The 17,827-nt window shown below is 68.4% G+C and carries 18 protein-coding genes; 4 read left to right on the plus strand and 14 right to left on the minus strand.

Annotated features, from left to right (window positions below; all coding sequences use genetic code 11):
• Window positions 1–15: 15 nt before the first annotated feature.
• Complete coding sequence (locus ACFYRU_RS07460; protein ID WP_387654204.1) at window positions 16–504, plus strand: inorganic diphosphatase; 489 nt, start codon at window positions 16–18, stop codon at window positions 502–504.
• Here the strand turns inward: ACFYRU_RS07460 and ACFYRU_RS07465 are convergent.
• Window positions 501–932, minus strand: a complete 432-nt coding sequence (locus ACFYRU_RS07465; RefSeq protein ID WP_387654205.1) for a MarR family winged helix-turn-helix transcriptional regulator — start codon at window positions 930–932, stop codon at window positions 501–503. The two genes, ACFYRU_RS07460 and ACFYRU_RS07465, sit on opposite strands and share 4 nt — an antisense overlap.
• A gap of 88 nt (window positions 933–1,020) precedes the next feature.
• Between ACFYRU_RS07465 and ACFYRU_RS07470 the strand changes: the two genes are divergently transcribed.
• Together ACFYRU_RS07470 and ACFYRU_RS07475 are read left to right on the plus strand one after the other, a co-directional pair.
• Window positions 1,021–1,986: a zinc-binding alcohol dehydrogenase family protein gene (locus ACFYRU_RS07470; RefSeq protein ID WP_387654207.1), complete on the plus strand. Its 966-nt coding sequence runs from the start codon at window positions 1,021–1,023 to the stop codon at window positions 1,984–1,986.
• Window positions 1,987–2,098: 112 nt separating this feature from the next.
• Window positions 2,099–2,950 (plus strand): LysR family transcriptional regulator, encoded by an 852-nt coding sequence (locus ACFYRU_RS07475; protein WP_387654210.1) that lies wholly within the window; start codon window positions 2,099–2,101, stop codon window positions 2,948–2,950.
• A 122-nt stretch (window positions 2,951–3,072) separates the two neighbouring features.
• On the opposite strand, the gene ACFYRU_RS07480 is transcribed toward ACFYRU_RS07475, so the two are convergent.
• From ACFYRU_RS07480 to ACFYRU_RS07500, 5 genes are all read right to left on the minus strand, one after another.
• Window positions 3,073–4,488: an NlpC/P60 family protein gene (locus ACFYRU_RS07480; RefSeq protein WP_387654213.1), complete on the minus strand. Its 1,416-nt coding sequence runs from the start codon at window positions 4,486–4,488 to the stop codon at window positions 3,073–3,075.
• A 246-nt stretch (window positions 4,489–4,734) separates the two neighbouring features.
• Complete coding sequence (locus ACFYRU_RS07485) at window positions 4,735–5,547, minus strand: endonuclease/exonuclease/phosphatase family protein (protein ID WP_387654215.1); 813 nt, start codon at window positions 5,545–5,547, stop codon at window positions 4,735–4,737.
• Between the two features lie 87 nt (window positions 5,548–5,634).
• Window positions 5,635–6,705, minus strand: coding sequence for a WD40/YVTN/BNR-like repeat-containing protein (locus tag ACFYRU_RS07490; protein ID WP_387654218.1), 1,071 nt, complete (start codon window positions 6,703–6,705; stop codon window positions 5,635–5,637).
• Between the two features lie 10 nt (window positions 6,706–6,715).
• On the minus strand, window positions 6,716–7,996 hold the full coding sequence (locus ACFYRU_RS07495; protein WP_387654221.1) for an RICIN domain-containing protein: 1,281 nt from the start codon (window positions 7,994–7,996) through the stop codon (window positions 6,716–6,718).
• Window positions 7,997–8,038: 42 nt separating this feature from the next.
• A complete protein-coding gene (locus ACFYRU_RS07500; protein WP_387654223.1) occupies window positions 8,039–8,905 on the minus strand; it encodes a helix-turn-helix transcriptional regulator in 867 nt (288 codons plus the stop codon).
• A gap of 99 nt (window positions 8,906–9,004) precedes the next feature.
• Here ACFYRU_RS07500 and ACFYRU_RS07505 point away from each other — a divergent pair, with 99 nt between their 5' ends.
• On the plus strand, window positions 9,005–9,736 hold the full coding sequence (locus tag ACFYRU_RS07505; protein WP_387654226.1) for an SDR family oxidoreductase: 732 nt from the start codon (window positions 9,005–9,007) through the stop codon (window positions 9,734–9,736).
• A gap of 115 nt (window positions 9,737–9,851) precedes the next feature.
• Here ACFYRU_RS07505 and ACFYRU_RS07510 read toward each other — a convergent pair whose 3' ends face one another.
• The 8 genes from ACFYRU_RS07510 to ACFYRU_RS07545 form a co-directional block, all read right to left on the minus strand.
• Window positions 9,852–10,151, minus strand: a complete 300-nt coding sequence (locus ACFYRU_RS07510) for an MTH1187 family thiamine-binding protein (RefSeq protein WP_387654228.1) — start codon at window positions 10,149–10,151, stop codon at window positions 9,852–9,854.
• Window positions 10,148–11,713, minus strand: a complete 1,566-nt coding sequence (locus ACFYRU_RS07515; RefSeq protein WP_387654230.1) for an MDR family MFS transporter — start codon at window positions 11,711–11,713, stop codon at window positions 10,148–10,150. The genes ACFYRU_RS07510 and ACFYRU_RS07515 overlap by 4 nt, the downstream gene beginning before the upstream one ends.
• Window positions 11,710–12,330, minus strand: a complete 621-nt coding sequence (locus ACFYRU_RS07520) for a TetR family transcriptional regulator (RefSeq protein ID WP_387654232.1) — start codon at window positions 12,328–12,330, stop codon at window positions 11,710–11,712. The genes ACFYRU_RS07515 and ACFYRU_RS07520 overlap by 4 nt, the downstream gene beginning before the upstream one ends.
• 102 nt (window positions 12,331–12,432) lie before the next feature.
• Window positions 12,433–13,224, minus strand: coding sequence for a GntR family transcriptional regulator (locus tag ACFYRU_RS07525; RefSeq protein WP_387654234.1), 792 nt, complete (start codon window positions 13,222–13,224; stop codon window positions 12,433–12,435).
• A 74-nt stretch (window positions 13,225–13,298) separates the two neighbouring features.
• On the minus strand, window positions 13,299–14,246 hold the full coding sequence (locus ACFYRU_RS07530) for an SIS domain-containing protein (protein WP_387654237.1): 948 nt from the start codon (window positions 14,244–14,246) through the stop codon (window positions 13,299–13,301).
• Window positions 14,243–15,163 carry a PfkB family carbohydrate kinase gene (locus ACFYRU_RS07535; RefSeq protein WP_387654239.1) on the minus strand — a complete coding sequence of 307 codons (921 nt, stop codon included), beginning with the start codon at window positions 15,161–15,163 and terminating at the stop codon, window positions 14,243–14,245. The genes ACFYRU_RS07530 and ACFYRU_RS07535 overlap by 4 nt, the downstream gene beginning before the upstream one ends.
• Window positions 15,163–15,600, minus strand: coding sequence for a secondary thiamine-phosphate synthase enzyme YjbQ (locus ACFYRU_RS07540; RefSeq protein ID WP_387654242.1), 438 nt, complete (start codon window positions 15,598–15,600; stop codon window positions 15,163–15,165). Before ACFYRU_RS07540 ends, ACFYRU_RS07535 begins: the two co-directional genes overlap by 1 nt.
• Window positions 15,584–17,827, minus strand: a complete 2,244-nt coding sequence (locus ACFYRU_RS07545) for an ADP-ribosylglycohydrolase family protein (RefSeq protein WP_387654244.1) — start codon at window positions 17,825–17,827, stop codon at window positions 15,584–15,586. The genes ACFYRU_RS07540 and ACFYRU_RS07545 overlap by 17 nt, the downstream gene beginning before the upstream one ends.

Below are 17,827 nucleotides of genomic sequence, written 5' to 3' on the forward strand. Positions count from 1 at the left end.
GACAGTATCTGCCGTATGGAGTTCGACGTCTTCATCGAGATCCCCAAGGGCACCCGCAACAAGTACGAGCTGGACCACAAGACGAACCGTCTGCGACTGGACCGCACCCTGTTCACCGCGACGCAGTACCCGTCCGACTACGGCTTCATCGAGGACACCCTGGGCCAGGACGGCGACCCGCTGGACGCGCTCGTGCTGCTGCCGGAGCCGACCTTCCCGGGCTGCCTGATCAAGGCCCGCGCGATCGGCATGTTCCGGATGACCGACGAGAAGGGTCCGGACGACAAGGTCGTCTGCGTCCCGGCCGGCGACCCGCGCCAGGAGCACCTGCGCGACATCCACCACCTGCCGGAGTTCGACCGGCTGGAGATCCAGCACTTCTTCGAGGTCTACAAGGACCTCGAGCCCGGCAAGTCCGTAGAGGGCGCCACCTGGGTCGGCCGCACCGCCGCCGAAGAGGAGATCACCGCCTCCTTCGAACGCCTCAAGGCCGAAGGCCACTAATCTCCTGAGACGCGGCGGAGCAGGGCCAGGAGGGTCTTGCGCTCCGCCGCGGTCAGTGGTGCCAGCAGGTCCGCCTCGGCGGCGTAGATCAGCTGGTCCATGTCGGTCAGGTATTTCTCCCCGGCCGGCGTGATCGCGACGATCTTGCGGCGCCGGTCGGCGGCGTCGACCCGGCGCGCCAGCAGCTTCAGTTCCTCGAGTTCGTCGAGCAGCGTGACCAGGTCGCTGCGATCCATCCCGATCCGGTCCGCGAGCGTCGCCTGCACCGCCTCGCCGTCGTCGGCCAGGCTCGCCAGTACGTGGTAGTGCACCGTCCGTACGCCGCCCTCGGTCATGTGCTGCCGGACCAGCCGCTGGGCGTGCTGGCTCGACCGGCCGAGCGCGAACAGCACCTGGTCGGACAGCCGATGGTTCGGCGACTTGTTCACCTCACCAACTCTATTGGCAACGCCTCCGTCCGGAGTTATCGTGGGATTCTCCCATTATTGCCATCTCCCACGATATGGAGTACCCACGATGCGCGCAGTGCGCTACCACCGCCACGGCGGTCCCGACGTCCTCCAGCTCGACGAGGTCGCCGTACCCGAGCCCGGCCCCGGTCAGGTCCTGATCGAGGCCGAGGCGATCGGTGCGAACGCGATCGACACCGTCCGGCGCCGCGGCGGCACGCCCTGGGACCGCCCGCTCCCCGGCGCGCTGACCGGTGAGGTCGTCGGCCGGATCACCGCGCTCGGCCCGGAGACCCCGCCCGGCGTCGCGGTCGGGCAGCGGGTCGCCGCGCTCGCCGAGGACGCGTTCGCGGAGTACGCCGCCGTCGACGCCGCCTTCCTCGCGCCGATCCCGGACGACGCCGACGCGGCCGAGGCGACCATGATGGCGATGACCGGTCCGCTCGCCTACCGGCTGCTGGAGAGCGCACACGTCCCGGTCGGTGGCGCCGTGGTCATCCACTCCGCGGCCGGCACCATCGGCCACCTCGCCGTCCAGCTCGCGCGCTCGTACGAGCCGAAGACGATCATCGGTACGGCCTCGTCGCCGCACCGTCTCGACTTCATCCGCTCACTCGGCGCCGAGGCCGTCGATCTGACCGACCCGGACTGGCCGGCCAAGGTCCGCGAACTCGCGCCGGACGGCGTCGACGCGGTTCTCGACGCGATCGGCGGGAAGGTCTTCGAGCAGGGCCTCGGCCTGATCCGGCCGGTCGGGACGATGGTGTCGTACGGCGCCATCACCACCGAACTGCCCGCGGTCCCGGCCGGAGCGCTGTTCGGGTTCAAGTCGGTCACCGGCGTCGCGATCATGGGCTGGCGCAACGCCCGCCCGGAGGCGGCCCACGCCGACCTCGCCGAGGTCGTCCGCCGCTGGCAGACCGGCGACCTCCGCCCCGTCGTCCACGCCACCCACCCGCTCGCGGAGGTAGCCAAGATCCACGAAACCCTCGACGCCCGCAGCAGCCTCGGCCGCCTCGTCGCCACGCCGTGACGCGATTCTCCAGGCCATCGCAATCGCCCGTATCGCGCGAGCTCTCGCGTGCGCCGGCGCGCAGCGGCGGATTGTGATGGCCTGGCGATCCGCGCCCGAATAAAATCCGGGGGTGGAGCTTCGGCAGCTGCGGTACTTCGTGGGCGTCGCCGAGGAACTGCATTTCGGTAAGGCGGCCGAGCGGCTGTACATCTCCACGCCGACGCTCAGCCAGCAGATCAAGCAGCTCGAACGCGAGGTCGGCACCAGGCTGCTGATCCGGCACTCCCGCGGTGTCGAACTCACCCCGGCCGGGCAGGTCTTCCTGGCCCGCGCCCGGGAAACCCTGCAGGCGGCCGGCCTGGTGCTGAAGGACACGCGCCGGGCCGCCGGCCTGGACGAGCCGGTGCTGCGCCTCGGCCTGCTGAACGGCATCCCCGGCCGGCTCCCGGCCGCCCTCGAACAGCTCGCCACCGAACGCTTCCCGAACAGCACCGTGACGCTGGAGGCCGGCACCACCACCGACCAGCTGCGGATGCTCGGCGCCGGGGAGATCGACCTCGGCCTGGTCCGTACGCCACTGACGTTGCCACCGGCAATCACTTCCGAACACCTCGCCGACGAGGAACTCGGGGTCCTGCTGACCGCGGGCAACCCACTCGCCGACCGGCGCGAGCTCACCCTCGACGACCTCACCGGCCTCGAGCTGATCTGGATCCCGCGGGCCGCCGCGCCGGAGTTCCACGACGACACGCTCCGCCGGATCGGTCCCGGCGTACGGCTGAGCGACATCAGCATGAGCCACTCCCAGCTCCGGTCCGCGCTGCTGGTACGGCGGTCGGCGATCAGCCTCGGGTCCCGCCGCGCCGCTACCCCGGACGTCGTGTGGCGACCTCTGGCGGGCCGCCCACTGGTGGCCCGGTACGCCGCCGTCTGGCTTGCCGACTCGAACAATCCCGTCCTGCGGGCGCCCGCCTCCCGGTAGGCCGCATCGGCCACCCCAACGACATCGCCGCCGCCATTCTCGCCCTACTCCACAACGGCTTCATCACCGGCACCGTCCTACACGCCGACGGCGGCCACCGGCTGGTCTGAGAGTTGGGTTGTTTACGGGCGACCGAAGAAGTTCGGGGGGATCCAGTAGTAGACGCTGTCGATCTGGACCGGCTTGCCCGTGCGGGGTGCGTGGATCATCATCCCGCCGCCGATGTACATCGCGACGTGGTGGATGGTGCCCGGGTCGCTCGGGTTCGTCGCCCAGAAGATCAGGTCGCCGGGCCGGAGGTCGTCCTCCTGGATGTGCTGGATCTGCTCGTACTGCGCGACGCTGTAGTGCGGCAGCTGGACGCCGGCCTGCTCCCACGCGCCCTGCGTCAAGCCGGAGCAGTCCCAGCGGTTCGGCCCGGTCGCGCCCCACAGGTACATGTCGCCGAGCTGCCGCATCGCGAACTTGATCGCAGCCGACGCACCATGCCCAGACGAGCTGCCACCACCATTGTCGCCACCACCGTCGTTGCCATTCCCGTTGTCACCGGACGGCTTGTGGTGCTTCGGCTTCTTGCCGTGGTTCTTCTTCGCCTCTTCGCGGGCTTCCTGCTCCTCGCGGGCCCGCTCGGCGGCCGCTGCGCGGCGTTCGGCGGCCTCACGGGCGGCGATCCGGCGCTTGAGTTCGGCGGCCTTGCGGGCGGCCTCCTCGGCGGCCTTGATCCGGGCGAGCTCCTCGAGCCCACGCTGGCGCTGGGCGGCGACCTTGACCGAGATGTTCTGCAGTACGGCGAGCTGGTTGATCGAGTTCGTCCGCTGGACGCCGATCGCGGTCACGGCCGCCGACTGCGCGGCCTCCGCGGCCTCGGCCGCCTTCTTCGCCGCGGCCGCCTCGTCGGTGGCCTTCTTCACCTTCGCGAGCGCCTGGTCGGCCTGCACCTTGAACAGGTTCGCCATCACCTGCGTGGCCGAGAACCGCAGGTACGACCCCTGCATCGCGGCCGACACCGAGTGCGCGGCACCGGCGGAGTCCAACAGCTCCTGCGGACCGTCCGCGGTGAACAGCGGCGCGAGCTTCGCGACGTCGCCACCACCTTGGTACGACGCGGCGGCGAAGCGGCCGATCTGCTGCCGCTGGACGGCCAGCGTCTGCTCGGCCTCCTTGGCGCGGGCCGCGGCAGCGGTCGCGGCGGCCTGGGCCAGCTGCAGCCGGTAGACGGCGCCGTTGTACGCCTCGTCGGCGATACCGGACTGGATGCCCAACCGCTCGAGCCGGGCGTTCGCCGCGGCGAGCTCGCGCTCGATCTTCGCGACCTGGGCGGCCTTCGAGTTGGCGGCCTGCTTGGCCCGCTCGACCGCGGCCTTGGACGGGATCACCGGTGGCTTCGGCTTGGTCGCCTCGGCCGGGAGCGTGGGCAAAGCCATCGAGCCGGCCAAGCAGATCGCGAGCACCCCGGAGAGCAGCACCTTGCCTGCCCGTCCGGTCTTCCCAGCACTCGCGACCCGTTCGCCGGACGTGGCCCGTGGGGGCGTCCGCATCGGGATCGTTCCTTCCGCCGGTCACGAACCCCTTCCCCAGGGTTCGTGAACTTTTGGTCCTCCTGGACCACATACGCGACACTAGTTGCCTACAGCCCCATTGGGAACAGTTTTCACACAAGTATCTTTGTTTCACCTGCGTGTCGACTTGACAAACTACAAGCTTGTAATTCGACGAAGCCGCAGGTGGGCGCACGAAAACGCCCCGCCGGCCGGAACCGGAGGGGCGTTGGTGGGCCGCGGGATTCAGCTGAGGACAAACGAGGCGACCACCGGCAGGTGGTCCGAAGCCGGCGTCACCGGCACGGCGGCCTCCGTCGGGCGCAGACCCGCGCTGTGCAGCTGGAAATCGATCCGCTTGGTGGGGTTGTCCGCCTCGATCGTGTAGCCCGGACCGCTGCCGACCTCCGCCCAGGTGTCGTCGTACACGGCCGTCAGGGTCTTGATCTCGGGCGCCGTCGGTATCGCGTTGAGGTCGCCGACGAGCAGCGTCGGCGTCTTCGAACCGCTCAGCAGTTCGACCACCTTGTGCGCCTGCTCGAGCCGTTCGGCGTTGTTGTTGCTGGTCAGATGGGTGTTCGCGAAGCGCAGTTTCGCGCCGCGCACTGTGAGGTTCGCCACCGCGAGCCCGCGCTGTTCACCGGTCGGGTAGAGCGGCAGCAGGGTGTTCTCGAAGTCCTGGATCGGGTACTTCGACAAGATCGCGGTCCCGTACTGGCGGCGCGGCTCCCCCGGGCTCACCGGCGGCAGGTCGAGGTTGGCGGCGTACGCGAAATGCATCTTCAGCCGCTGCGCGAACCAGGCCGGCTGGTCGACCCAGTTGCTCCGTGCGGCCCAGTGCCGGTCGACCTCCTGCAGCCCGATCACGTCGGCCTTGGACTGCTCGATCAGTACAGCGATCCGCTCCAGGTCGAGGACGCCGTCGATCCCGGCGCCGTGGTGGATGTTGTACGTCATCACGGTCAGCGGCCGGCCCGGACGGCCCGCGTCGGGCTGAGCCGCGGCAGTTGTAGGTACCACCATCAGGAACCCCACGAGGACGGTCAGCAATTTACGCATGCGCTCATCTTTCCGGAAAACCGGCGACACCCGCGCTACCAGCGGGTGTCGCCGGCCTGAACGTCAGCGCACCAGGCGACCGATCGCTCAGTGCACCAGGCGGCCGACGGCGCCCTTCGCTCCGGAGGCCCAGCAGCCGGCGTTGATGCCGTGGCCGGCGCACTCGACGCTGTCGAAGCTGCCGTCGTAGAACTGCTTCCAGCTACGCCCGCCGTCGATGCTCACGTCGCTCCCGGACGGACCGACCGCGATCACCGTGAACGGCGACCACGGCACGAAGTGCGAGCCGCTCCGGTAGCCCTTCGGCGCCTGGTCGGCCGGCACCAGTTGCCACGTACGACCACCGTCGTACGTCACCGACGCCGCGTTCACCGCCTCCGTCGGCTTGGTGAAGTCACCGCCGACAGCGACGCCGAACAACGTGTTCCGGAACGCCAGGCTGAAGATTCCGGCCGCGTCCCCACTGGCCATCGGGGAGTCCGCGACCGTCCAGCGACGGCCGCCGTCGTCGGTACGGAACACCCGCGGTCGGTCGCCACCGCCGGTCGCGAACCAGGCGGTCCGGCCGGGACCGGCGACCAGGCAGGTCCCGCTCGCGGCGAAGCCGAACTCACCGGTCAGCGCGGCCGGCATCCCACCGGTCGGCTGCACCGTCCACGACTTCCCGCCGTCCGCCGTCGCCGCGATCCGGAACTTCCCGTCGACCGGGTCGCTCATCGCCAGCCCGTGCTTGTCGTCGTTGAAGGCGATGCAGTCGTAGAACGCCTTCGGATCGGTATTGCGGAACGTCTCCGACCAGGTCTTCCCGCCGTCGGCGGTGCGGTAGACCCGGGAGTCCTCGCCCTCGCCGATCGTCAGCGCGACGGCCCGCCGCGCGTCGAATGCCTCGACGTCGCGGAACTGCAGGCTTTCCGCGCCGGCCGGACTGACGTTCAGCCAGTGCTTCCCGCCGTCGACCGTCCGCAACACGGTGCCCGACGTACCGGCCACCCAGGCGACGTCCTTACTGACCGCCGCCAGTCCCCGGAACTGGGCCGTCGTACCGGTGGGCGTCAGTTCCCACCGGTACGACGATCCGCCGTGCGCCTGGGCGGGTACGACGTTCGCCATCAACAACAGACCTCCTGCCGCGAGAGCGGCCACACGCAGGATTCTCATGCGCGGCAATCTAACCCGCCGTCAGCTGAAAAGACTGCGCCGCGCTCCCGTCGCAGGTGAGTTGGACGAGTTGCGTGCTGTCGGCGACCGCGCCGTTCGGGACGGCCAGGCACTTGTTGCTGAACCGGCTGAGGAAGTGGAAGTTTCCGGAACCTTCGGAAACCGCCTGCCACTGCTGGTTGTTGCCATTGCTGTACGTCCACAACTGCAGGCCGGCGTTGTCCGCCGCCGACACCCCGGTCACGTCGATCACCTTGGTCGCGTCGTTGCGGTTGTTCACGCGGGTGAACCCGCCCGAGGTCGGCTGGAACTGGAACTGCTGCGCCTGCGTCCCGTTGCAGGTGTACTGCTGGATCACAGTCCCGTTCGCGGTCCCGGCGGCGCGGGCGTCGACGCACTTTCCGTTGCCCTTGTTGGCGATCCGGTACCACGCGGTGGGAGACGGCTGGTCCGCCGGCGGCGTCGTACCGGCGCCGCCGAGCCACTTCAGCGCGTCCATCATGAACTGGTTCTGCGCCGGGCTGTCGAACGTCGACGAGAGCCGGGTGTTGGTGTCGTAGTTCATCGCGTTGTGGCCGAAGTTCGCGTAGATCATCTTGTAGTTCTTGTTGGTCCAGATGATCGGGTAGTAGCCCGAGTACCAGGTCTGGTTCGGGTCGGTGCCGACCGGGAAGCTGGACGGGTCGATCGACGCGAGGATCTGGATGTCGGGGTTGTTCCGCAGGTCGTACTGCCAGCTGTACCACTCGCTCACCGACGACCGGAACGTCGCGCCGGTGTTCACCAGCGCCGGATGCGAACGGTTCTCGGTCCGCAACGTCACCGCCGTCGGCCCCCAGGTGTTCGAGAAGAAATGCCCGGTGCCGAGGAACGTGTTGTTGAACCACGGCCAGCTGCTGCTCGCGTCGTTGTACGCCGACACGTGGAAGCCGAAGAACGCGCCGCCGTTGTCCATGTAGTTCTTGAAGCCGTTGCGTTGCGCGTCGGTGTGCGGCGAGTCGTCGAGGAACATCACCACCTGGTACTGCGACGCGCTCAGGTTGTCGAGCTGGTCCCAGTTGTTCGTCGCCGTGTACGAGAAGCCGTTCTCGGCACCGAACTGCGGGAAGCGCTGGTTGGCTTCCTTCTCGAAGTCGATGTGCGCGGCGTCCCAGGTGCCGCTGTAGAACGCGAGCACCTTGAAGGTCGCTTGAACCGTCGTTCGAGCAGCGACCGCGGGCGAGGTCAGGCCGCTGATCACCAGGACCAGGGCGAGCAGGAAGGTGGGCGGGCGAAAGCGATCGGAAAGCATGGGGGCGGACCTTTCCGTCAGAACCTTATGAAATTTCAGCTCTTAAATTAACTCCCGATCAAAGCCCTGTCCAGATCCCATCACCTGACTGCCGAGAACGCTCAGCAACCGCAACTTCGCGGCGCTCTCGCTGCCCGGCTCGGCAGTGAAGACGATCAGCGTCTGCTGCTGGTCCCGGTTGTCGATCAGCTCGCAGTACAGCTCCAGCTCGCCGACCGACGGATGCCGGAACCGCTTGGTCCGGCTGTGCGCGACCACCACGTCGTGCGCGTCCCAGATCGCGGCGAACTCCGGGCTGGCCTTCTGCAGTGCACGCACGATCGAGGCGGCGTACGACTTCGGGCCGTCGACGGTGGCGACCGTGCGAAGGTTCGACACCAGCAGGCGGCTGTGCGTGGACAGTTCGGGTTCGGCGTACAGGGACCGGGTCTCCGGGTGGACGAACCAGCGGTACGCCTCGCTGCGCTCCATGCCCTGGAAGTTCGTCAGCTCGCCGGCGAACGCCACGTGGGTCGGCGTCTGCGCGACGACCTCGCCGCACCGGTTCAACAACATCGCGGGGGTGTCGTGCAGCCGGTCCAGGATCCGCAGCATGCCCGGGTCGACGTGGCACGCCCGCGTCGTGCGTGGCGGCGTACCGTGACCGGCCAGCAGGAACAGGTGGTCACGTTCCTCGAGCGTCAGGCGCAGCGCCCGCGCGATCGCGCCGAGCATCTCCACCGACGGCTGCGGGCCGCGACCGCCTTCGAGCCGGCTGTAGTAGTCGGCCGACATCGATGCCAGCGCGGCGACCTCCTCGCGGCGCAGGCCCGGCGTACGGCGTCTGCGCCCGCGCGGCATGCCGACGTCCTCGGGTTGCAGGGCCTCGCGGCGTTTGCGCAGGAAGTCGGACAGGTCGGGGTACTCCATACGTCCAGTGTCCACGCGCCCCGGCGGTTATCCACTGCTTGCCGAGCAGTGGCTGAGCGCAGCCTGGTTGCCGTCGGCATCCAGTCGCAGCCTGGACACATGAAAACGACCGGAAACACGATCTTCCTCACCGGCGGTACGTCGGGTATCGGCCTCGAACTGGCCCGCCGCTTCCGCGACCTCGGCAACACCGTGATCATCAGCGGCCGCCGCAAGGACCTCCTCGACCGGATCGCCGCCGAGGACGGCATCGACGGCGTCCACCTCGACGTGGCCGACCCCGCCTCGATCACCGCCGCCTACGAAGCAGTCACCGCCAAATACCCGGCGCTGAACGTCCTGATCACGATGGCCGGCATCATGCAGCCCGAGGACCTCAGCAACCACGACCTCGCGCTGGCCGAGCAGATCATCACGATCAACCTGCTGGGCACCATCCGCACGGTGGCAACCTTCACCCCGCACCTCCTTCGGCAACCCGACGGGGTGATCATGACGGTCTCCTCGGGTCTCGCATTCGTCCCGCTCGTGATGACCCCGACGTACAACGCGACGAAGGCAGCGATCCACAGCTACACCCAGAGCCTCCGCCACCAACTCGACCTGCAGGTGATCGAGCTCGTCCCGCCGGCGGTCCGGACCACGATGCTCAACCAGGAGAACGACCCCCACGCCATGCCCCTGGCCGAGTACGCCGACGAAACCATCCAGCTCCTGAAGGAAAACCCCACCGCCGAGGAAATCCTCGTCACCCGAGTCCACTTCCTCCGCAACGCCGAAAAGGAGAACCGCTACGAGACCGTCGTCGCAGCCCTCAACGCCCCGCACTAGCGGACCGCCAACACTCACCAACCGTGGCCTGAGGTCGCCTCGGTCCGGCCGCCAGGCGGGAGTCAGCCCGGTGGCGCCCGGTTGGTGAGTGGATGCTGAGTGGTGCAGGTCCGCCTCAGTCGGCCAACGCCTCCTCGATCCGCTCGACCTTAGCGGCCAGCTGCCCCGTATACCCCGGCCGGACGTCCGCCTTCAGCACGAGACTCACCCGTGGCGACGCCGCCGCGACGGCATCGACGGCCTGCTTCACGACCGCCATCACCTCGTCCCACTCGCCTTCGATGTTGGTGAACATCGCGTTGGTCTCGTTGGGAAGACCGGAGGCGCGGACGACGCGAATGGCCTCGGCCACCGCCTCGCTCACGCCTCCGGTCTCGTCGCCTGCTGCCGGACTGATACTGAATGCAACGATCATGCGTCCAGGATGTCAGTCTCCTCAGTAGCGCGGCGTTCGGCTCCGGAGGTGGTGAGGAGGGGCTTTTCTTTGATGAAGAGGACTGCGATCAGGGCTAGTACGGCGAATGGGACCGACATCATGAACAGGTCGGCGGTGGCGTCGCCGTATGCGTTCTCGACGACGGTGCGTAGCTGCTCGGGGAGGTCCTTGATGTTCGGTACGGCGCTGCCGCCGCCGGCGGAGGCGCCGCCGGGGTTCAGGGTCTCGGTGACCTTGTTGGCCAGGATCGCGCCGAGGACGCTGACGCCGATGGTGCCGCCCATGCTCCGGAAGAAGCTGACCGCCGACGTCGCCGCACCCAACTCACGGGCCGGTACGTCGTTCTGCGCCGCGAGGACCAGGTTCTGCATGACCAGACCGATGCCGACGCCGAGCACCAGCATGAAGCCCCACAGCATCCACTTCGACGTCTGCGCGTCGATCGTGCCGAACAGCCCCAGCCCGATCGGCAGCAGCACGCTGCCGACGACCAGGTAGATCTTCCAGCGGCCGTACTTCGTGATCAGCGCACCGGCGATCGTGGACGCGGTCATCATGCCGAGGATCATCGGCAGGCTCATCAGGCCGGCCTTGGTCGGCGTGTACCCCTGCGCGATCTGGAAGTACTGCGCGAGGAACACCGAACCGGCGAACATCGCGACACCGACCAGCGCGCTGGCGACGATGGCCAGCGTCACCGTGCGGTTGCGGAACAGGTCCATCGGGATGATCGGCTCCGGGTGCCTGCGCTCGACCAGTACGGCGGCCAGCAGCAGCACCGCGGCGGCCGCGACCAGTACGAAGCTCCAGCCGGAGACCCAGTCGAACTTGTTGCCGGCGAACGAGGACCAGACGAGCAACGTACTGACGCCGCCCATGATCAGGACCGCGCCCCACCAGTCGATCTTCACGTCCCGCTTCACGGTCGGCAGGTTCAGCCTGCGCTGCAGCAGGATCATCGCCGCGATCACGAACGGCACGCCGATCAGGAAGCAGGCCCGCCAGCCGAGCGGCGAGTCGACCAGGAAGCCGCCGAGCAGCGGTCCGCCGACGGTCGCGGACGCGAAGATCGCGCCGAACACACCGGAGTACCGGCCGAGCTCGCGCGGCGGGATGATCGCCGCCATCACGATCTGCACGAGCGCGGTCAGACCGCCACCGCCGAGGCCCTGCAGGACCCGGCTGCCGAGCAGTACCTCGATGTTCGGCGCGAAGCCGGCCACCAGCGAACCGACCACGAAGAAGCTCAGCGACAGCTGGATCAGCAGCTTGTTGTTGTAGAGGTCGGCGAGCTTGCCCCACAACGGCACGGTCGCCGTCATCGTCAGCAGCTCGAGCGTGACGACCCAGGTGTACGACGACTGGCTCGCGCCCAGGTCGTGGATGATCCGCGGCAGCGCGGTCGACACCACGGTGCCGGCCAGGATCGCCACGAACAGGCCCATCATCAGGCCGGACATGGCCTGGATCGTCTGTCGCGGGGTGAGTGTGGCGGTGACCTCACCCACCGGTTCCGGGGTGGATGACGAGGTCGTCGTCATGAGTTGCCTTTCTGGTTGTCCGGCCCGAAGGCGGTATCGATGCCCTGGGCAAGTAGTTGGAACGCTTCGTCGAGCAGTTCGGGGATCGGCCGGTCCGGAGCGTTCTTGTGCAGCTCCATCACCACCCGGCAGGCGGTGCCCGCGGCGCTCACGATCAGCGCGGGCCGGATCGACCCGGCCGGTTCGCCCATCCGCTCGGTGAGTGCCGCGGTCAGCTGCCGTTCGTCGTCGATGCTCGACAGCATCAGCTGGTACAGCAGGGTCGGGGAGCTCATGATCAGCTCGCCGCGCTGGGACAGTTGCCCGTCGCTCTCGAGGTCGCGCAGTACGTCGTGCACGATGAGCCACATCGTGGTCAGCGGCGACTCGCCGGCGGGCGCGGTCCGCATCCGCTCCAGCGCCCGGTCGAGATGCTCCGGGTTGCGCGCGAGGATCGCGTGCTCCTTGTGCGGGAAGTAGTTGAAGAACGTCCGCACCGACACGTCGGCCGCCTCGGCGATCTCCTCGACCGTGACCTGGTCCGGCCCCTTCGCCAACGCCAGCCGCAACGCGGCATCGGCCAGCGCCGCCCGCGTCTGCAGTTTCTTGCGTTCCCGCAACCCACCCTCAGCCCCCACGAGAACAGGCTAGGCGGATTCTTGCACTCACTGCAAACTATTAGACCCTGAAATCTTGCAGTCGTGCAGCTGCCAGCAGGTTGTCGTAGCCCCCGTGATGCCTCAGGGGCGATGTAGGCCGTCGAGATCTGTGGAGTAGTGGAAGCGGACCCGCGAGCCGAGCCAGACGGTCCTGGAGGTTTCGACCAGTTCGCCGCCCGAGCGGCCGATCGACCAGTCGACGAACACCTGCGAGTCGATCCCGGTGTCGAGCAGTACGGTCTCGGCTGCGTTCACCGATCGAACCTCGAGCAGGTGCTCCACCTGGTCGGCCGCGATCGCCTCCTGCTGCAACGTCTTCGAGACGGAGGCCTCGACCAGTTCGCGGCCCCGCATCGTCTCCGCGGCGCGGCCGGCCAGCCACGAGTCGGTGATCCCGATCGGGCGGCCGTTGACCAGATGCAGCCGTTTGAGGTGGAGCCTGGTCCCGCTGCGTTCGGCCGGCGTCAACTCGCGGACCAGGTCGTACGGCTCCTCCTCGGGCGCCGCATCGACGAGATGTACCGACGCCGCGTCCTCGCCGGCCGCACGGAAACGGTCCCGCCAGGGTGTCATCAGGCCGATGTCGTGCTGTACGAGCCGCGGGCGGTCGGCGACGAACGTACCCATGCCCTGGCGGCGTTCGACGTAGCCGCGGTCCGACAGCGCCGCCAGCGCCTGCCGGACGGTGATCCGGCTGACGCCGTACATTGCCGCGAGGTCCTTCTCGGTCGGGAGCTGCAGCCCGGCCTCGACGCCCTGGTCCAGCACCGAGCGCAGGTCACGCTCGACCTGGGCCCAGGCCGGCATCGGTGACCGCCGGTCCACCTGGGTGACCTTCACCGCCAGCGGATGACGGGTGTCCTCGACGGTCATACGGCCCACTCCCCTGAGGTTATGCATGGATAGCATGATCATAACATCAGTACCTATCGGCCGTTCGGCACCGGTCAGGTCGTGATCGGCTCCTCGTCGAGCTTGATGTGCCGGGCGTCCATGTTCACCGCACCACCGCGGAACGGCGGGCGGCCCCACCTGGTCGCAGCCTGGTGCGCGAAGACCGCACCGGCCGCGGCTCCTGCCAGTTCGCCGATGAGCGGCGTACGGCCCGTCTCCAAGGCGATCTGCTGCACCGTCTGGCCCGTGCTTTCCAGAGCGACGGCCAGCCGGTCGAACCGGGCGCGGCCGACCGAGCCGATCAGTTGGAGTACGAGGTGTGGCTGGGGGCCGATGAAGTAGTCGACGTGCCCGCTCTCCTCCAACGGCACCGTACGAACGGTCAGCCCGGTGGCCTCGATGAGCTTGAGCATCCAGAAGTCGCCCGCGCCACGCAGGTCCGGAAGGGTGAGCACCGAGATGGCGTGCGGCGCGTCGGCCGGCAGCACCTCGACCGCTCGCAGCAGCTCCGGCGCCTGGGCCTCGAGCAGTTGCGCGACGTTGCTCGCGGCTGCGGCCACGTCCTCGCCTACTACTGCGGCGACGCCGAGGCCGAGCATCAGATGGCCTGCGCACGGTACGACTTCGCGGATGTCGAGCGATGGAACGAGTTGCGTCTCGGCGGCGGCCGCAGCGAGCGGGGAGTCGGCGTTCGACGTGATCGCTATGGTTCGCTTGCCCTCGTCGGCGGCCAGGCGGAGTGCGCGGACCGTCGCGCCGGAGGTGCCGGAGTGCGAGATGCCGACGACGGTGTCGGTGCCGTGCGGAAGGCGTCCGGTCCACGTCAGGTCCCCGGATGACAAGGCGCGATGGCCGTACGCCGTCGCGAGCAGCGCCGACGACAGCGAGTCGCCGGAGCCGACGAAGACGGCGCGATCGAGCGGGGGCTGGACAGTCGGCTGTACGTCGGGGACGGCACGGAGCGCCGACACGACGACGGAAAGCTGTTCGGGAATGGTCACGGTCGCTGCTTCCTGGTGATGGTGATGGTCGGGAACGGTTCGGTGAGCGGATCGGTCAGCAGGCCGGCATGACCCCAGTCCGACAACACGAGCCGGGCGACGCTTGCCCCGTACGCCGCCGCAACGGGAAGGTCGGCACCCGCAGCCCACGCGGCGAGGATCGCCCCGGCCGAGGAGTCGCCGGCGCCGGTGGTTTCGAGTACCCGTACGTCGGGATCGCGGACGCTCCACTCGCCGTCTTCGCAGATGACGACGAGCCCGTCCCGATCCAGCCGGGCGACCACGTCCAGCCCGAACCGCTCATGAATACTCCGAGCGGCGACCACCGGATCCGAATCGATCAACCCCAACTGCACGCGGCTGGGCAACACAAGCCCGCCCCGCGGAGTGACTCGACCGAGGTACGCCATCCCCTCGGCCTGCAACCACAGCTGATGCGGATCAACAGCAACCCGCGCCACCCCACCGGCCGCCGAGAACCCACCCAACGCAGAGTCGCCGCGCCCGCCGCCCGCTCCGCCGGTGGGCGCGCTGTCGAGGAGTCCGTCGATTTCTCCGATCAGAGGAATCGGCGCTTCTTCTTCAGGTGTGGCGCTTTCGGGGCCCTCGAGTTCCACCGGACCGTTCGATGTCGCGACGATCCGCCTGCCCTGCGGCGAGTTCAGGATCCACAGCCGGATCGCCTGTGGGACGTGGACGCAGGACGAGGTATCGACCCCGACCTCGTCGAAGAGCTTGCCGAAGCGTGGCTCGTCGTCCGGGATCCGTGCGAACAGCCGCACGTGAGTCCCGGCGACGAGCCGCGCACCGAGGGTCGCGAACAGCCCCGGACCGCCGAGCTCGTCGAAGCGCGCCCCCTGTCCGGCGTTCACCAGATGATCGACGGACAGGCCTCCGCGAACTCCGACGACGGCCATCAGAACGTCTGCACCGCGTACTGCAGCGTGCGGTCCCGCGGCCCGTCGAGCTCGAGCAGGTACACCCCCTGGCTGTGCCCGATCCCGAGCTCACCGTTCACGACCGGAAGCTGCAGCGACTGCACGCCGAACACGCACCGCACGTGCGCGGCAGCGTCCTGCGGTCCGTCGTGCAGATGGACGAACGGCCGGTCGACCGGGATCTGCTCCTCGATGAACAGCCGGATGTCCTGCAGCGTCGTACCGTCCACGCCGGAGTTGAAGATCAGCGTGCACGTGGTGTGCGGAAGGAACGCGTGCAGGATCCCGTCACCGTCCGCACTGCGAGCGACCTCGCGCAGCTCGTTGGTCAGGTCAACGTAGTGCACCGGGCTCGCATAACCCTCGGCCGGTCTGGTGTTGACCGAGATGCTGTTCCACTTACCGGTGAGCGACATATCGGATGGTGCCTTTCTGTTCGCGGGGCGCAGCGATCGGCCCGCCCCGGGGATGCGAGCGGACGGTGAATCCGTCGGCGCTCATGGTTCCGGTGTCGACGAAGAAGCCGGCACCACCGCCGGCCACTCGGGTAGTCGTTGCCGAAAGCATCGAGATGCCGTCGACCCGGACCTGCACGACGTCCGCGACGCACTCGACGGTGACGTCGTACGGCGCGTCGCGGCGGAGGGCGAACGGCGTGGACGCGAGTACGGCCCGTTCGGCGTCGTGCTGTTCGACGATCGAGAGCAGGTGTCCGTCGAACACGGCCGCGGTGAAGTTGCGGTGCCCCCGGGCCCGGACGACGAGACCGGCGGAACGGCTGAGCGAGAACGACAGCCGGGACGAGATCTCGTAGTCGACCCAGTCGCGGGTACCGGTGGTGACGACGCCGAGAGGGTCCGGGTGGGAGACGGAGAACGTGGTCGCGAAGTCAGCCTCGAAGTTCTTCGCCGAGCTCACCCAGGGCGCGAGTCCCGGCGGCTGGGTGTCCCAGATCGACGACAGCAGGATGCCTGACTGTGTGTACTCCGCGGGTGCGCCGTCCCAGTCGAGCCAGTGCAGGTACGCCGTTCCGGAAACGGAAAGGCCGATCCGGAAAGGGATTCCGCGGTCCGGCACGGTCCATTCGAGAACGGTTTCCGCGCCAGCGTCGAGCGCCGGGCTTTCCGCTGTCGTCGTCTCGTTGTAGATCGCGTACAGCCGGACCGACGCGCCGTCGGGCGAGCTGACCAGCGCCCGCACGGTGTTTCCCGGGTAGAGCGTCGGACTGGCAAGCGTCGAGAAGTTCGACACGCTTTCCCGAGGATCCAGAAACACCGGCGTAGAAGCAGCGCCGTCAACCACCAACGCAGTACTACCGTCCTCGAACACACGATGGCGAACACCACCAGACGTGCGGTACGGACACGGCTCAAACCCCTGCACAGCTTCAGGAAAGTCGAACCCGAACCGAGGCAAACGCCCCCGATCCGCACGCCCCCACGCCCCGACCACGCCGCTCGGGGTGGAGGGGTGGCGCGGGGCGGACACGCCGCTCGGGGTGGAGGGGTGGCGCGGGGCGGACACGCCGCTCGGGGTGGAGGGGTGGGGCGGGGCGGGCACGCCGCTCGGGGTGGAGGGGTGGGGCGGGGCAGGCAGGTCGCTCGGGGTGGGGTTCAGGGTTTGGGCTGCGTGGAGGATTCGGCGGGTTTCGAGGACGGCGTCTGTTATGGATTCGCCGCCGTCAGCGGTGACGACCAGGGCGCGGTCGGCTACCGCGGAGCGGAGGTCTGCGGCGTCGGCGAAGGCTGCGAGACCCAGGCGTACGCCGGTGATGCAGCCGACGGTGCCGGCGTTGCTGTCGGTATCGAAGCCTACAGACGAGGCGATCGCGACCACCCGGCGGAAATCATTGCCCCCGACAACAAGCGCGGCGAGCGCCATCGCGGTGTTCGACAGCGAATGACAAGGTCCGGGATACCGCGCGTACCCGTAGTTCCGGTCGACCCACTCGCGCACGATCCGCCAGTCGTCGCCCTCCGACACGTTCGACGTCACGTCGACGACCAGTTCGGCCAACCGGCGATCCGCGACGAACGGCAGCGACCGTTCGATCAACACCGCAAGGTCGGACTCCACAAACGCCGACGCACGCATTGCCGCAAACAACGCAGCCGCATCAAGCGCGACACCGTCGTGACTGACACTCGCCGCAGCCCGGGTCAGCTCGACGGCCCGCTCCGGATCCCCAGGCGTCATCAGCGCGAACGCGTCCGAGAAGATCTGCGCCCCGATCTGCTCCGCCAGCGTGCTCCCGTTCAGCGCGATCGAACCGCTCTCCGGCGCCCGCACGCCGCGCTTCAGATTCAGGTACGCCGTGTGCTCGGTCGAACGCCCGTACCCACCCCACCACAGAATCGTCCGGTCCTCGACGATGTAGTTGAGCCAGGTGTCACCAGCATCGGCCGCCCGGAAGAACCCGTTGTCCTCGACCACCCGGGCGAACGCGAACGTCCCGGAAATGTCGTCGTCGGCGACGATCAACGGAAGCCCGAGCTCGCCGTTCACGAACCGGTCGACCAGCCCGAACCGCGCGTCGATGTCGTCGTACGCCCACCCCTCGACGGGCCGCCCGAGGTACACCCCGATCAGCTTGCCGAGGACCCCGGCGTACACGCGTTCCTCGTAGCCCGTCAGCTCAGTCAT

This window comes from Kribbella sp. NPDC004536 (genome assembly GCF_042873835.1).
Lineage (GTDB): Bacteria > Actinomycetota > Actinomycetes > Propionibacteriales > Kribbellaceae > Kribbella.

Coding starts and splice junctions, on each gene's coding strand:
- ACFYRU_RS07480 (WP_387654213.1), bottom strand. CDS start 4,488: ATGCGGACGCCCCCACGGGCCACGTCCGGCGAACGGGTCGCGAGTGCT.
- ACFYRU_RS07505 (WP_387654226.1), top strand. CDS start 9,005: ATGAAAACGACCGGAAACACGATCTTCCTCACCGGCGGTACGTCGGGT.
- ACFYRU_RS07460 (WP_387654204.1), top strand. CDS start 16: ATGGAGTTCGACGTCTTCATCGAGATCCCCAAGGGCACCCGCAACAAG.
- ACFYRU_RS07485 (WP_387654215.1), bottom strand. CDS start 5,547: ATGCGTAAATTGCTGACCGTCCTCGTGGGGTTCCTGATGGTGGTACCT.
- ACFYRU_RS07535 (WP_387654239.1), bottom strand. CDS start 15,163: ATGGCCGTCGTCGGAGTTCGCGGAGGCCTGTCCGTCGATCATCTGGTG.
- ACFYRU_RS07525 (WP_387654234.1), bottom strand. CDS start 13,224: ATGACCGTCGAGGACACCCGTCATCCGCTGGCGGTGAAGGTCACCCAG.
- ACFYRU_RS07545 (WP_387654244.1), bottom strand. CDS start 17,827: ATGACTGAGCTGACGGGCTACGAGGAACGCGTGTACGCCGGGGTCCTC.
- ACFYRU_RS07470 (WP_387654207.1), top strand. CDS start 1,021: ATGCGCGCAGTGCGCTACCACCGCCACGGCGGTCCCGACGTCCTCCAG.
- ACFYRU_RS07500 (WP_387654223.1), bottom strand. CDS start 8,905: ATGGAGTACCCCGACCTGTCCGACTTCCTGCGCAAACGCCGCGAGGCC.
- ACFYRU_RS07515 (WP_387654230.1), bottom strand. CDS start 11,713: ATGACGACGACCTCGTCATCCACCCCGGAACCGGTGGGTGAGGTCACC.
- ACFYRU_RS07540 (WP_387654242.1), bottom strand. CDS start 15,600: ATGTCGCTCACCGGTAAGTGGAACAGCATCTCGGTCAACACCAGACCG.
- ACFYRU_RS07510 (WP_387654228.1), bottom strand. CDS start 10,151: ATGATCGTTGCATTCAGTATCAGTCCGGCAGCAGGCGACGAGACCGGA.
- ACFYRU_RS07495 (WP_387654221.1), bottom strand. CDS start 7,996: ATGCTTTCCGATCGCTTTCGCCCGCCCACCTTCCTGCTCGCCCTGGTC.
- ACFYRU_RS07490 (WP_387654218.1), bottom strand. CDS start 6,705: ATGAGAATCCTGCGTGTGGCCGCTCTCGCGGCAGGAGGTCTGTTGTTG.